At 75.0% G+C, this 14,296-nt stretch carries 10 protein-coding genes; 1 reads left to right on the top strand and 9 read right to left on the bottom strand.

The features are described 5' to 3' along the window. Positions 1–49: 49 nt before the first annotated feature. From ACFVXN_RS03210 to ACFVXN_RS03190, 5 genes are all read right to left on the bottom strand, one after another. Entirely contained in the window at positions 50–1,546 is a 1,497-nt protein-coding gene (locus tag ACFVXN_RS03210; protein ID WP_389227140.1) for an alpha/beta hydrolase family protein, read from the bottom strand. Between the two features lie 80 nt (positions 1,547–1,626). Next, positions 1,627–2,529 (bottom strand): GTPase Era, encoded by a 903-nt coding sequence (era, locus tag ACFVXN_RS03205; protein ID WP_389227137.1) that lies wholly within the window; start codon positions 2,527–2,529, stop codon positions 1,627–1,629. Positions 2,530–2,540: 11 nt separating this feature from the next. Next, positions 2,541–3,908: a hemolysin family protein gene (locus ACFVXN_RS03200; protein ID WP_389227134.1), complete on the bottom strand. Its 1,368-nt coding sequence runs from the start codon at positions 3,906–3,908 to the stop codon at positions 2,541–2,543. Then, complete coding sequence (gene ybeY / locus ACFVXN_RS03195; RefSeq protein ID WP_389227131.1) at positions 3,905–4,357, bottom strand: rRNA maturation RNase YbeY; 453 nt, start codon at positions 4,355–4,357, stop codon at positions 3,905–3,907. The genes ACFVXN_RS03200 and ybeY overlap by 4 nt, the downstream gene beginning before the upstream one ends. Continuing rightward, a complete protein-coding gene (locus tag ACFVXN_RS03190) occupies positions 4,354–5,364 on the bottom strand; it encodes a PhoH family protein (RefSeq protein WP_389227128.1) in 1,011 nt (336 codons plus the stop codon). Before ACFVXN_RS03190 ends, ybeY begins: the two co-directional genes overlap by 4 nt. Positions 5,365–5,661: 297 nt before the next feature. On the opposite strand from ACFVXN_RS03190, the gene ppdK reads away from it, so the two are divergent. Beyond that, positions 5,662–8,373 (top strand): pyruvate, phosphate dikinase, encoded by a 2,712-nt coding sequence (gene ppdK / locus ACFVXN_RS03185; RefSeq protein WP_389227125.1) that lies wholly within the window; start codon positions 5,662–5,664, stop codon positions 8,371–8,373. 188 nt (positions 8,374–8,561) lie between these two features. Here the strand turns inward: ppdK and ACFVXN_RS03180 are convergent, their stop codons facing one another. From ACFVXN_RS03180 to ACFVXN_RS03165, 4 genes are all read right to left on the bottom strand, one after another. Then, positions 8,562–10,073, bottom strand: a complete 1,512-nt coding sequence (locus ACFVXN_RS03180; RefSeq protein ID WP_389227122.1) for an alpha-N-arabinofuranosidase — start codon at positions 10,071–10,073, stop codon at positions 8,562–8,564. Positions 10,074–10,158: 85 nt separating this feature from the next. After that, entirely contained in the window at positions 10,159–12,090 is a 1,932-nt protein-coding gene (locus ACFVXN_RS03175) for a glycoside hydrolase family 127 protein (protein WP_389227119.1), read from the bottom strand. Between the two features lie 146 nt (positions 12,091–12,236). After that, positions 12,237–13,274 carry a LacI family DNA-binding transcriptional regulator gene (locus ACFVXN_RS03170; RefSeq protein WP_389227116.1) on the bottom strand — a complete coding sequence of 346 codons (1,038 nt, stop codon included), beginning with the start codon at positions 13,272–13,274 and terminating at the stop codon, positions 12,237–12,239. Beyond that, a complete protein-coding gene (locus ACFVXN_RS03165; RefSeq protein ID WP_389227113.1) occupies positions 13,271–14,275 on the bottom strand; it encodes a LacI family DNA-binding transcriptional regulator in 1,005 nt (334 codons plus the stop codon). The genes ACFVXN_RS03170 and ACFVXN_RS03165 overlap by 4 nt, the downstream gene beginning before the upstream one ends. Between the last annotated feature and the right edge of the window lie 21 nt (positions 14,276–14,296).

The following is a 14,296-nucleotide window of genomic DNA, read 5'->3' as shown; positions in this document are numbered from 1 at the left end:
GCCTGGTCCGGACGCCCGCGCGCGCCCCGCGCCGCGCGGGCCCGCTCGATCAGATCCCCAGCTGGTACACGCCCCAGTACGCGAGCACGACCAGCAGCGCCGCGCAGGCCGCGCTCGTCCCCCACAGGACGACGTGGCCGACGACGCCGTGGGCGAGCGGCTCCCCGCGCTCGCGCAGCGCGCGCAGCCGCACGACGACCGAGGCCGCGGCCGCGACCGCCACCAGGCCGAGGACCCGCACCGCGAGCCACCCGCCCTGCACGACCCAGCCGTTGCGCTCGTAGCCCAGCGCGAGCCGGGCTACGGCGACGAGGTACCAGACGAGCGCGCCGACGGTCGCGACGGTCACCACCGACAGCACGCCGAGGCGCCGGTCCAGGCCGCGGTCGCGCCCGCGCGCGGGCGCCGTCCCCCGGAGACGGTGCACCCCGACCAGCGCGGCGCGACCGACCGGCAGCAGGACGAGGACGCCCACCGCCCCGATCACCAGGAACAGCAGCACGTCGCCGTTCCCGAGCCACCGCGGCTGCGGCACGGGGGCCGCCCAGTACAGCTGCTCGGGCTGCGCGCCCGCGACCCGCGGCCACGCCGACCCGGTCCCCGGCAGCCCCGTCACCCACCCGGTCAGGTCGCGCAGGAACGCCGGCGACACCGACCCGTCCACCCGGATGCCGTGGTCGGCGCCCCGGTAGTACCGCACGGTGTAGGAGGCGTTCCCGGCGATGGCGACGTCCCGGATGATCTGCTCGGCGCCCTGCACCAGCGGCATGGACGCGTCCGCGGTGCCGTACGCGACCAGCACCGGCTGGGTGAGCCGCCGCTGGTAGGGCGCCACGTCGAAGTCCGCGTACTCGAACCCGCCCCCGGGCAGCGACATGCCGACCGCGCGCGGGATCGCGCGGAACACCTGCTGCGGGACCCCGGTGTTGCGCAGGTAGGAGTCGACCGCGAACGCGGCCTGCTGCCGGGGCGCGACGACCGGCGCGGACACCAGCACGACGAACGCGACGTCCGGCTGGTCGACCGCCATCACCGGCGCGATCCAGGCGCCCTCGCTCTCCGCGTAGACGCCCACCCGGTCGGGGTCGATGCCGGGCGTGGCCCGCAGCACGTCGAACGAGCGCAGGTAGTCCTCGGCCATCGCCAGGTAGTCGCGGTGCCGGGCGCTGTAGGTGTCGAGCCGCTTGTCGGGCACGAGGGTCGCGACCCCGGACTCCGCCAGCGCCCGCGCCTGGTCGACGAACGCGTCCGCGAACCGGCCCGTGCCGGCACCGTGCACGAACACCACGCCGGGCACGTCCGCCCCCACGCCCTCGGGCACGAGCAGCCGGGCCTCGACCGTCGCGCCCTGGAGCTCGACCGTCACCACGGACGACTCGACGGCGTAGGGGCCCGTCGGCTCGGCGCCCGGGATCGCGGTCGACGACGCCTGGACCGTCAGCGGGTCGGTCATCGGCACCGGCGCGTACTGCGGCCCCATGAGCGCGCCGAGCACGGCGAGGGCGATGGCCCCCATCACGGTGCCCGCGGCGGTCCGGTTGCGCACCTCGCGATTATGGCCGAACCGGTCCGTGCCGCCCCGACCCCACCGACCCCGCCGCGGGACCGGGTAGGTGGTCCCGTCGCTCAGAAGCCCAGCCGCCCGAGCTGCTTCGGGTCGCGCTGCCAGTCCTTCGCGACCTTGACGTGCAGGTCGAGGTAGACGCGCGAGCCCAGCAGCGCCTCGATGCCGCGCCGGGCGGCGGTGCCGACCTCGCGCAGCCGCGAGCCGCCGCGGCCGATGATGATCGCCTTCTGGCTGTCCCGCTCCACGTAGAGGTTGACCCGCACGTCGAGCATCGGCGTCTGCCCCTCGGCGGTCGGTCGCGGCACGATCTCGTCGACGACCACCGCGAGCGAGTGCGGCAGCTCGTCGCGGACGCCCTCGAGCGCGGCCTCGCGGACGAGCTCGGCGACCATGACGGCCTCGGGCTCGTCGGTCAGCTCCCCCTCGGGGTACAGCGCCGGGCCCTCGGGCAGGTGCGAGACCAGCACCTGCTCGACGACGTCCACCTGGTACCCGCTCTCGGCGGACACCGGCACGATGTCCGCCCACTCGCCGAGCTCGGAGATCGCCAGCAGGTGCTCCGCGAGGCGCTGCTTGCCGACCAGGTCGGCCTTCGTCGCCAGCGCGATCACCGGGGTGCGGCGGCCGAGCTGCGCGAGCTGCTCCGCGATGAACCGGTCGCCCGGTCCGACCTTCTGGTCCGCCGGCAGGCAGAAGCCCACGACGTCGACCTCGGTGAGGGTGTCCCGCACCAGGGCGTTCAGCCGCTCGCCGAGCAGCGTGCGCGGGCGGTGCAGCCCGGGGGTGTCGACCAGGACGAGCTGGGCGTCGTCGCGGTGCACGATGCCGCGGACGGTGTGCCGGGTGGTCTGCGGCCGGCCGGAGGTGATCGCGACCTTCTGGCCGACGAGGGCGTTGGTCAGGGTCGACTTGCCGGCGTTGGGCCGGCCGACGAGGCAGGCGAATCCGGAGCGGTGGGTCACGGGGGTCTCCGTCACTGGTCTGCGGGGCGGTGCGTGGGGGCGACGGCGCCGGCGGCGCGGTCGGGTGTCTCGGGGCGGTCGTCGGACCGGGAGTCGGACCGGGCGTCGCCGCGGTCGTCGGTGCGGGGGGCGTCCTGCGCGTCCGCGTCGTCGGGGGCGCGGGACACGAGCACCCGGGCGACGCGCTTGCGCCGGCCCTCGGTGCCCTGCGCGACGAGCCGGAGCCCGTGGATCTCCCCCGCGGAGCCCGGGATGGGCACCTTGCCGAGGGACTTGGCGAGCAGCCCGCCCGCGGTGTCGACGTCGTCGTCGTCCACCTCGACGCCGAACAGCTCGCCGAGCTCGTCCTTGCCGAGGCGGGCGGGCACCAGGTAGGTGCCGCCGCCGAGGTCCTCGACCTGCGGGGCGGAGGGGTCGTGCTCGTCGGTGAGCTCGCCGACGATCTCCTCCAGCGCGTCCTCGATCGTCACCAGCCCGGCGATGCCGCCGTACTCGTCGACGACCATCGCGATGTGCGAGGCCCCGGCCTGGAGCTCGCGCAGCAGCTCGTCGACCGGCTTGGACTCCGGGACGAACACCGCGGGCCGGACGAGCGACCCCGCGGGGGCGTCCCCGGCGGTCGGGTCGTCCTGCATCCGCCGGACCAGGTCCTTGAGGTAGAGCACGCCCCGCAGGTCGTCCACCTGCTCGCCGATCACCGGCACCCGCGAGTACCCGGAACGCAGCAGCAGCGACAGCACCTTGGTCAGCGGGGTCGACTCGACGGTCGTCACCATGTCGGTGCGCGGGACCATCACCTCGCGGGTCAGGGTGTCGCCGAGGCCCAGCACCGAGCGGACCATCTGGCGCTCGTCGGTGTCGACGCCCGGGCCGTCCCCGGTGCGCTCGACGATCTCGCGCAGCTCGTCGGGCTCGACCTCGGAGCCGGCGGCGGACGCGACGCCGACCAGCGGGCCGGCGACCACCCGGACGCCGGCGAGCAGCCGCGACGTCGCGGTCAGCACCACCCGCGGGTAGCGGTGGCCGAGCGACCGCGGGCTCAGCCGCGCGAGGACCACGGTCAGGAACGCGCAGGCCAGCACGGCGATGACCAGCTCGACCGACCACACCAGGTCGGAGGCGGCGATCGCCAGCGTGAGGCACACCGCCGCGAGCATCTCGCACAGCAGCCGCACCACGGACGCGGCGCCCGCGACGGCGGTGCGGTCCTCGGCGAGGCGCTGCACCCGCTCCGCGGCGGGGTGCCGTCCGCTCAGCAGGTCGGCCAGGTCGTTCCGGCCGACCCGCAGCACCGCCGCCTCGCCCGCGGACAGCGCCGCCGCCACCAGGACGGCCAGGACCGTCAGGACGACGAGCAGCCCGACCGGGACCTCCGTCATCGGCCGGCGAGGAAGGTCAGCAGCAGCTGGCGCTGCAGGCCGAACATCTCCTTCTCCTCCTCCGGCTCCGCGTGGTCGTAGCCCAGCAGGTGCAGGATCCCGTGCGTGGTGAGCAGCAGCAGCTCCTCCGCCGTGGAGTGCCCCGCGGTGCGCGCCTGCTCGACGGCGACCTCCGGGCACAGCACCACGTCGCCCAGCAGCCCGGCGGGCGTGGGCTCGTCGGCGCGGCCGGGGCGCAGCTCGTCCATCGGGAAGGAGAGCACGTCCGTGGGGCCGGGCTCGTCCATCCACTTCACGTGCAGGTCCGTCATGACCGTCGTGTCCACGAACAGGATCGACAGGTCGGTCTGCGGGTGCACGTGCATCTGGTCGAGCACGAAGCGCGCCAGTGCGGCGAACTCCGCCTCGTCGACCTCGTGGCCGGACTCGTTGTTGACCTCGATGCTCATCTGTTGCTGTCCCAGCGTGCGTAGGCGTCGATGATGTCGCTCACCAACCGGTGGCGGACGACGTCGGAGGAGGACATCCGGCAGAACGCGACGTCGTCGACGTCCGCCAGGATCGACTCCACCACCCGCAGCCCGGACGGGGTCCCCGACGGCAGGTCGACCTGCGTGACGTCGCCGGTGACCACGACCTTCGAGCCGAAGCCGAGGCGGGTGAGGAACATCTTCATCTGCTCGGCCGAGGTGTTCTGCGCCTCGTCCAGGATGATGAAGGAGCTGTTGAGCGTGCGGCCGCGCATGTAGGCGAGCGGGGCGACCTCGATGGTCCCCGCCTCCATCAGCCGCGGGATCGACTCGACGTCGACCATGTCGTGCAGCGCGTCGTACAGGGGCCGCAGGTACGGGTCGATCTTCTCGCTGAGCCCGCCGGGCAGGAACCCGAGGCGCTCGCCGGCCTCGACCGCGGGGCGGGTCAGCACGATCCGGTCGACCTGCCGGGCCTGGAGCGCCTGCACGGCCTTCGCCATCGCCAGGTACGTCTTGCCGGTGCCCGCCGGGCCGATCCCGAACGTGATGGTGTTCCGGTCGATCGCCTCGACGTACTCCTTCTGCCCCGACGTCTTGGCGCGGATCGTCCGGCCGCGGTTGGACAGGATGTTGAACGCCAGCACGTCGGCCGGCCGCGTCGCGGTGCCCGCGGTCAGCATCGCGACGGAGCGGGTGACGACGTCGGCCGTCAGCGGCGTGCCGACCGCGGCCATCTCGACCAGCTCGTCCACCAGCCGCGCGACCAGGGCGACGTCGCCCGCCGGCCCGGCGAGCGCGATCTCGTTGCCGCGCACGTGCACGTCGACCGTCGCGAAGCCCGACTCCACGGCACGCAGCACCTGGTCGTTCAGGCCCAGCAGCTCGACCATCGACACGCCGGACGGGATCGTGATGCGGTGCTCGACCCGGGCCGCCACGCCGGGGAGCGATCGATCGTGTCGATCGGGTGAGGTCTCAGCCATGTGCTCGGCTCGCGCCGCGCTCCTTGATCCGGACGGGTAGGACTCGACCATCCTACCGGCGGCCACCGACGCGTCGCCCCCTGATACCGCTGACCGGCTCCGCGCGCCTGGCGCCGAGGTCGAGGGTTTCGCGCGAGGTCGAGGGTTTCACGGCCCCTCCTGGAGTGAAACCCTCGACCTCGCCCGCCGAGCGGAGGCGAGAAGGGGGGACCCTCGTCCCTGGTGGCGGCGGCGGGGGCGGGTGGACACTCGGGCGTGTGGGGGCAACGGCGCCCTCCGCGGGACCCGGGGGTGCACGTGGCCAGCTACGTCCAGGACTTCTCCGAGGGCGGCAAGGACGACAAGGACCTGCTCGGCGGCAAGGGCGCGAACCTCGCCGAGATGACCCGGCTCGGCCTGCCGGTCCCGCCGGGGTTCACCATCACCACCGACGCGTGCCGCGCGTTCATGCGGACCGGGCACCTGCCGCCGGAGCTGCGGGTCGAGGTGACGATGGCGCTGCGCCGGCTGGAGGACACGCTCGGCCGGCGGCTCGGCGACTTCCACGACCCGCTGCTGGTGTCGGTCCGCTCCGGTGCCAAGTTCTCGATGCCCGGGATGATGGAGACGGTCCTCAACGTCGGGCTGAACGACGCGTCGGTCGTGGGGCTGACGGAGTTCTCCGGGGACGAGCGGTTCGCCTGGGACTCGTACCGGCGGCTGATCCAGATGTTCGGCAAGACGGTGCTGGACGTCGACGGCGACCTGTTCGCGGCCGCCCTCGACCGCGCCAAGGCCGCCAAGGGCGTCGAGCACGACGTCGACCTGGACGCCGACGACCTGCGCGCGCTGGTCGACGAGTTCAAGACGATCGTCCTGGCGGAGTCCGGCCGGGTGTTCCCGCAGCACCCGCGCGAGCAGCTGGACCTGGCGATCGTCGCGGTGCTGCGGTCCTGGGACACCGACCGCGCGCGGCTGTACCGGCGGCGCGAGCGGATCCCGGACGACCTCGGCACCGCCGTGAACGTCGTGAGCATGGTGTTCGGCAACCTCGGCCCGACGTCGGGCACCGGCGTGGCGTTCACCCGCGACCCCGCGACCGGCCGGTCCGGGGACTACGGCGACTACCTCGTGAACGCCCAGGGCGAGGACGTGGTGTCGGGCATCCGCAACACCCTGAGCCTCGCGGAGATGGAGCAGGTCGACCTGCGCTCCTACACGGCCCTGCGGCAGGCGATGCGCCGGCTCGAGACGCACTACCGCGACCTGTCCGACGTGGAGTTCACCGTCGAGCGCGGGACGCTGTGGATGCTGCAGACCCGGGTCGGCAAGCGCACCGCCCCGGCCGCGTTCCGGATCGCGACGCAGCTGGTCGACGAGCACCTCATCACGATGGACGAGGCGCTGACCCGGGTCAGCGGCGCGCAGCTCGCGCAGCTGATGTTCCCGCAGTTCGACGCGACCGCCGAGCGCACCACCCTGACCCGCGGCATGGCGGCCTCCCCTGGCGCCGCGGTGGGGCGGGCCGTGTTCGACTCCGCGACGGCGCAGGCCTGGGCGGCCGAGGGCCAGGACGTCGTGCTCGTGCGCCGCGAGACCAACCCGGACGACCTCGGCGGGATGATCGCGGCGGTGGGCGTGCTCACGGCCCGCGGCGGGAAGACCTCGCACGCCGCCGTGGTCGCGCGCGGGATGGGGCGCACCTGCGTGGTCGGCGCCGACGCGCTGGACATCGACCCGGCGGCCCGCGCGATGACGGTCGGCGGGCACCGGGTCGCCGAGGGCGACGTGCTCGCGCTCGACGGGTCCACGGGCGAGGTGTTCCTCGGGGCGGTGCCCGTGTCGCCGTCGCCGGTGAGCACCTACCTGGAGCAGGGCCTCGACGCGGCGCTCGCGCAGGCCGGCGACGACGAGCAGACCGGCGACCTGGTGCGGTCGGTGCACCGGTTGCTCACGCACGCCGACGACACCCGGCGCCTGCACGTGCACGCCAACGCCGACACCGCCGACGACGCGCGCCGGGCCCGGGCGCTCGGGGCCGAGGGCATCGGGCTGTGCCGGACCGAGCACATGTTCCTCGGCGAGCGGCGGGTGCTGGTCGAGCGGGTGGTGCTGGCGGAGGACGACGCCGAGCGGGAGGCCGCGCTCGACGCGCTGCTGCCGTTGCAGCGCGCCGACTTCGCGGGGCTGCTCGCCGAGATGGACGGGCTGCCGACGACGATCCGGCTGATCGACCCGCCCCTGCACGAGTTCCTGCCGGACCTGACGGACCTGGCGGTGCGCGTGGCGCTGGCCGAGGAGCGCGGCGCCCCCGAGGAGCGGTACGTGCGCCTGCTGGCCGCGGTGCGCCGGATGCACGAGGCGAACCCGATGCTGGGGCTGCGCGGCGTCCGGCTGGGCCTGGTCGTGCCGGGGCTGTTCGCGCTGCAGATCCGCGCGGTGTGCGAGGCCACCGCGGACCGGCTGGAGGCCGGCGGGTCGCCGCGGCCGGAGATCATGGTGCCGCTGATCGGGTCGGTGATGGAGCTGCACCTGGTCCGCGACGAGGCGCTGCGGATCATGGCCGAGGTCGGCGCGACCCGCGGCGTGCCGCTGGACCTGCCGGTCGGCGCGATGATCGAGCTGCCGCGCGCGGCGCTCACGGCGGACCGGATCGCGGAGGTCGCGCAGTTCTTCTCGTTCGGCACCAACGACCTCACGCAGACCACGTGGGGGTTCTCCCGCGACGACGTGGAGGGGGCGTTCTTCCCGCAGTACCTCGCGAACGGCGTGCTCACCGTGTCGCCGTTCGAGAGCATCGACACCAAGGGGGTCGGGCGGCTCGTGCGGCTCGCGGTCGACGAGGGACGGGCCTCCCGGCCGGACCTCGTGATCGGGGTCTGCGGCGAGCACGGCGGCGACCCGGAGTCGATCGGGTTCTTCGACGCGGTCGGGCTGGACTACGTGTCCTGCTCGCCGTTCCGGGTCCCGGTCGCGCGGCTCGAGGCCGGCAGGGCCGCGATCCGGGGCACCGTCTCCGACTCCCGCTGAGGGGACGCGCGCGGCGCCGTCGCCCCGGTTGGGACACCGGGGCCGGCGGCACACGGGCGTCCGGTCCGGCGGGCTCGGCACCCTGACCCCCACGGCGGGGGCGGGCGCCGAGCCCGGCGGGCACGCGCGCGGACGGCGTGGGCGCGCGGACGAACGGCGCGGACGCGCGAGCGCGCCCGCACCGCAGGTCAGCCGCGGGCCAGCGCGACGGTGCTGAACGAGATGGCGGGCAGCGCCATCGTCAGGGTGCCGTCGACCAGCGCGACGTCCTCGCGGGCGCGCGGCGCCACCTCGTCGGGGGCGTCGGCGGTGTTCACGGCGAACGGGTCGTCGTGGTGCAGCGTCGTGGCCGCCACGACCCGGACGTCCCCGAGCCGGGACAGGTCCACGGTGAGGTCCTGGGCACGCTCCGGGTGCCGGTTGACCACCAGCAGGGAGCCGGTCCCGGTCTCCTCGTCCCAGGTGGCGACCGCGTCGACCGCGGGCACGTCGCCGTGCTGCGCGGTCGGGAACGTCTCCGACACCGGGTCGACCCGCAGCACGGAGCCCCGCGCGAGGGCGGCGGTCTGCGCGAACGGGTGGAAGATCGTCTGCTTCCAGACCCGCCCGCCCGGCTCGGTCATGATCGGCGCGATCACGTTGACCAGCTGCGCCTGGGACGCGCTGGTCACCCGGTCGGAGTGCCGCAGCAGGGTGATGAGCATGTTGCCGACGACCACGGCGTCCATCGCGGAGTAGCGGTCCTCGAGCAGCACCGGCGCGACCGGCCAGTCGTCGCCCGCCGGCGGCACCGAGGCCGCGCGGGACTGGTACCAGACGTTCCACTCGTCGAACGAGAGCATCATCCGCTTCTCGGCCTTGAGCGCGGCGCGGACGCCGTCGGCGGTCGCCACGACGTCGTCGATGAACGCGTCCATGTCGACGCACGACCCGAGGAACGAGTGCGTGTCGTCGCCCTTGATCTCGTAGTACCGGTGGATCGAGATGTAGTCGACCTGGTCGTAGGTCTCGGTGAGCACCTCGCGCTCCCAGGTGCCGAACGTCGGCAGGTCCGGAGCGGACGACCCGCAGGCCACCAGCTCGAGCGTCGGGTCGACCTGGCGCATGGCCCGGGCCGTCTCGGCCGCGATCCGGCCGTACTCGTGGGCCGTCTTGTGGCCCGTCTGCCAGGGCCCGTCCATCTCGTTGCCCAGGCACCACATGCGGATGTCGTACGCCTCCGGTGAGCCGTTCGCCGCCCGCTGCTTCGCCCACGCGGTCGGCGCGGTGCTGTTGCAGTAGTCGAGCAGGTCGACGGCCTCGAGGACGCCGCGGGTGCCGAGGTTGACGGCCATCATCGGCTCGACACCGGCCTTGCGGGTCCAGCGCAGGAACTCGTCGACGCCCACGGTGTTGGGCTCCAGGGAGTGCCACGCGAGGTCGAGCCGGGCGGGACGGTCCTCGACCGGGCCGACACCGTCCTCCCAGCGGTAGCCGGAGACGAAGTTGCCGCCCGGGTACCGCACGCTCGTGACGCCGAGCTCGCGGACGAGCTCCAGGACGTCCTCGCGGAACCCGTCCTCGTCGGCGGTCGGGTGGCCGGGGTCGTGGATGCCGGTGTAGACGCACCGGCCGAGGTGCTCGACGAACGAGCCGAACGTGCGGCGGTGGACCGGGGAGACGACGAGCTCGGGGTCGACGGTGAGGCGGGCGTCGGTCACGGGTGGGGTGTCCTTCCTGGGGTGGTGCGGGGGCTGGGGTGGTGCGGGGCTGGGGTGGTGCGGGGGTCGGGCCGGTGGGGGCGGGTCAGGCGAGCGGGAGCCAGACCCGCATCGGGCCGGGCGCGCGGTTGCCCCACTCGGCGTACGGGACGGCGGTGAGCGGGACGGGGCGGTCGGCGGGGGTGGTGGTGCGCGTGCCGTAGAGCGGGGCGTCGTCGGTCTCGGCGGCCACCCCCTGCGCGCGGATCAGGGGCAGCGCACCCGCACGGGGCTCGACGACCAGCGCGCCGCCGGGCCGCAGCCGCACGTCCTCGACGGACGGCCCGTCGGGGTGGTCGGCCTGCTCGACGCAGTAGACGACCGGCCCGCGGGTGAGCGCGACCGCACCGCGGACGGCGTCGACCCGCGGGTGCGCGGCGACGGCGACGGCGGGCATGTCCAGGTCCAGCTCGACGCGGCGCGTCCCGGAGGGGACGGTCAGGTACCCGTCGACGACCCGGGGCTCCGGGACGGGGGCGCCGTCGACGGACAGCCGCAGACCCGGCGCCCAGGCCGGCACGCGCAGCTCGAGGTGGCCGGTCAGCTCCCCGTCGACGTCGACCCGCACCCGCCCGTCCGCCGGGTAGGCGGTGCCGACGCGGACCGTGCCGGTGCCGAGGTGCGCGGGCAGGTCGATCTCCCCGGCGGCGTACAGCTGGACCCGCAGGGCGTCGTCGGTCGCGGTCGCCACGTAGGCCGCCAGCGAGGCGACCAGGCGGGCGATGTTCGGCGGGCAGCACGCGCACGAGTACCAGGGCGTGCGCCGCGACGGGGCGTTCTCCTCCTCGCGGTGCCCCGCGCGCAGGTGCAGGGGGTTGGAGTAGAAGAACGCGCGCCCGTCCGCGGACACCGACGCGGCGACGGCGTTCAGCAGCGCGCGCTCGACCGCGTCCGCGTACCGGGACCCGCCGTCGGCGAGCAGCATCCGCTGGCTCCACTGCACGTCGGCGATCGCCGCGCAGGTCTCCGCGTAGGCGCGGTCCGGCGGCAGCTCGTAGGCGTCACCGAACGACTCGTCGAAGTGCCGCGAGCCCATCGCGCCGGTCACGTACATCTTCTGGTGGTGCGCCGAGTCCCACTGGGCGCGCACCGCGGCGAGCAGCCGGTCGTCGCCCTGCTCGAGGTACACGTCGGTGACCCCGGCGTTCAGGTAGAGCTGCCGGACCGCGTGCCCCGTCGCCTCGAGGGACTCCCGCACCGGGGCGTGGTCCTGGAAGTAGTGGGCGCCGAGCCGGTCCGGGCCGAGCAGCGCCAGATCCTGCCCGCGCTCGTCGACCATCCGGCGGGCGGTCGCGAGGTACGGCTCGTGGCCGGTCGCGCGGTACAGCTCGACCAGCGCGGTCTCGACCTCGGGGTGCCCGCAGTAGCCCGCCCGGCCCTCGGGGCCGAACGTCCGCACCAGCAGGTCGGCGTACCGGCGGGCCAGGGCCAGGTAGTCGTCGCGGCCCGCGCCGCGGTGCAGGGCGACCGCCGCCTGGATCAGGTGCCCGGCGCAGTAGAGCTCGTGCGCCCAGCGCAGGTCCGCGAACCGCTCCCCCGGCCGGGTCCCCTGGACGTACGAGCTGAGGTAGCCGTCGTCCTCCTGGACCCGGGTCAGCAGGTCGAGGGTGTCCGCGAGGAACCCGTCGAACGCGTCCGTACCCGTCCGCCCGATCTCCCAGCCGACGGCCTCGAGGACCTTGTAGACGTCCGAGTCCGCGAACATGTACCCGACGTACTCCGCGTCCGACTCCCCCACCACCCGGCGCAGGTTCGGCAGCGCGCCGGAGGTCTCCAGCATCGCGATGCTGTGCGGCAGGGTCGCGGCGGCGTTGAGCGTCTGCCAGCGACCGAGGTGCCCGGCGGGGTCGAGGCGCACGGCGCTCGCGGGCAGGGGGCGCTGGGCGAGGCGGCCGGTGGCGCGGGGGTCGACCGGGCCGGCGTGGGCGGGGCGGGCCGGGGCGGGTCCGGCGTCGGCGGGTCGGAGGTCGAGCGGCATGGGCGTCCTTGCCTGTGCGGGGTGCGGGCGGTGCGGGCGATGCGTGCGTCGGTGTGCGGAGCCACCTTGCGGCCAGACTTACATCGTTGTCAACCGTGACGACCCTGTGAGCGTGCTGGCACTGACATCGTCGGAGTCGGCGCCGGTCAGGCGACCGGCGTCCGCGGCCCGCCCGACGACTCCCGGACCACCAGGTGGTGGTCGGCGACGACGACCTCGGGCCCGTCCGTCCGACCCTCGATCCGCCGCACGAGCAGGTCGACCGCCGTCCGCGCGATCTGCTCCTGCCCCGGCTCGACGGACGTGAGCGGCGGCGTCGAGAACCGGCACTGCTCGGTGTTGTCGAACCCCACCACCGCCACGTCCTCCGGAACCCGCAGGCCCCGGCTCGCGAGCACCCGCAGCACCCCGAACGCCATCGCGTCGTTGAAGCAGAACACCGCGTCGAACGGCGCGCCCGAGTCCAGCAGCCGCACCACCGCGGCCGCACCCGACGACCGGCGGTCCCAGTCCGGCGCCCGCAGCAGCAGCGCCTCGTCGACCGGCACGCCGTACGCCGCGAGCGCGTCCCGGTACCCCGCCTCGCGCCGGTCCGCGGACCCGCCGTCGTCGGCCGTGCCGATCGCCGCGACCCGACGGCGACCCGAGGCGAGCAGGTGCTCGACCGCCGAGCGCGCCGCGCCCTGGTCGTCCATCACCACCTGGTCCGCGGGCGGGGCCGCCAGCCGCGGCCCGAGCAGGACCACCGGGCCCTCGACGCGCAGCCCCTGGAGCTCCGCGACGCCGAGCGCGGCCGGGGACAGGATCGCCCCGTCCACCTGCTGGCGGCGCGCACCGGACAGCACGGCCCGCTCCCGCTCGGCGAGGGCGTCGGTCGGCTCGATCACCACGGTCAGCCCGCGGCGCTCCCCCTCGGCGATCACCCGCTCGGCCATGTCGCCGAAGTACGGCTGGTACAGGTGCGGCAGCGCGAACGCGATCACCCCGGTGCGCCCGGACCGCAGCCGGCTGGCGAACGGGTTCACCCGGTACCCCAGCGCCGTCACCGCGGCCAGCACCCGGTCGCGCGTCGCGGCCCGCACCTGCGGGTGGTCGGCCAGGACGTTCGACACGGTCTTCACCGAGACGCCCGCCGCTGCGGCGACGTCGGCCATCGTGACCGCGCGCCCCTCCTCGCCGCTCACGCGACCCCCACCCCGAGCGTCGACTCGCGCAGCCGCAGGTCGACCGCGGCGGCGCGCGGCGCCTCGTCGCGGGACGGGCGGCCCTCGATCCGGTCCACCAGCAGCGCGACCGCCGTGCCCGCGACCTCGCTGGTGCCCTGCGCGATCGAGGTGAGCGACGGCACGGCGTACCGGGCGTCCTCGGTGTCCCCGGAGCCGATCACCGCGAGGTCCCCCGGCACCCGCAGGCCGCGGTCGAGCGCCGCGCGCAGCGCCCCGAGGGCGAGGGCGTCGTTGTGGGCGAGCAGCGCGTCGAACGGCCTACCGGCGTCCAGCAGCCGGGCCGCGGCGACGGCACCCTCCTGCCGGCCCCACCGCGGGCCGACGTCCACGAGCAGCGCCTCGTCGACCGCCAGACCGTGCACGGCGGCCGCCCGGCGGAACGCCTCGGTCCGCCGCGCACCCGGGGACCCGGGCCGGGGGTCGGCGCCGAGCACCGCGACCCGCCGCCGGCCCGTCTCGACCAGGTGCGCGACCGCGGCCGCCACGGCCGGGTCCACGTCGACGGCCGCCGACGCCCCCGGCGCGACCCGCTCGCCGAGCAGCACCGCGGGCAGGGCCGCGCCGACGGCGTCCTGCGCGCCGACCCCCAGCGCGTACAGCAGCACGCCGTCCAGGCCGCCGCCGCGCCCGCCGAGCAGCGCCAGCTCCCGGTCGCGGTCCCCGCCGGTCGGGTCGACCAGCACGGTGAGACCGCGCCGGCCGGCCTGCTGCAGCACCGCGTGCGCCAGCTCGGCGTAGTACGGCTCGCGCAGGTCCGGCAGCCCCAGGCCGATGACCCCCGACCGGCCGGTGCGCAGGGTCCGCGCCGCCGGGTTCAGCCGGTACCCGAGCTCGTCGATCGCGGCGAGCACCCGCTCGCGCTTGTCCGGGCTGATGTGCGGCTCGTCGTTGACCACCCGGGACACCGTCTTCACGGAGACGTCCGCCCGGCGCGCGACGTCCTGCATCGTGACGGCCATGACCCGCGAGCGTACCGGCGC

It is taken from the genome of Cellulomonas sp. NPDC058312, from assembly GCF_042880135.1.
Taxonomy (GTDB): domain Bacteria; phylum Actinomycetota; class Actinomycetes; order Actinomycetales; family Cellulomonadaceae; genus Cellulomonas.
This window is presented reverse-complemented; position numbering and strand designations above follow the sequence as displayed.

Bases quoted from the DNA above. Each gene is read 5' to 3' on its own strand.
- ybeY (WP_389227131.1), bottom strand. From the start codon at position 4,357: ATGAGCATCGAGGTCAACAACGAGTCCGGCCACGAGGTCGACGAGGCG.
- ACFVXN_RS03190 (WP_389227128.1), bottom strand. From the start codon at position 5,364: ATGGCTGAGACCTCACCCGATCGACACGATCGATCGCTCCCCGGCGTG.
- ACFVXN_RS03165 (WP_389227113.1), bottom strand. From the start codon at position 14,275: ATGGCCGTCACGATGCAGGACGTCGCGCGCCGGGCGGACGTCTCCGTG.
- ACFVXN_RS03175 (WP_389227119.1), bottom strand. From the start codon at position 12,090: ATGCCGCTCGACCTCCGACCCGCCGACGCCGGACCCGCCCCGGCCCGC.
- ACFVXN_RS03200 (WP_389227134.1), bottom strand. From the start codon at position 3,908: ATGACGGAGGTCCCGGTCGGGCTGCTCGTCGTCCTGACGGTCCTGGCC.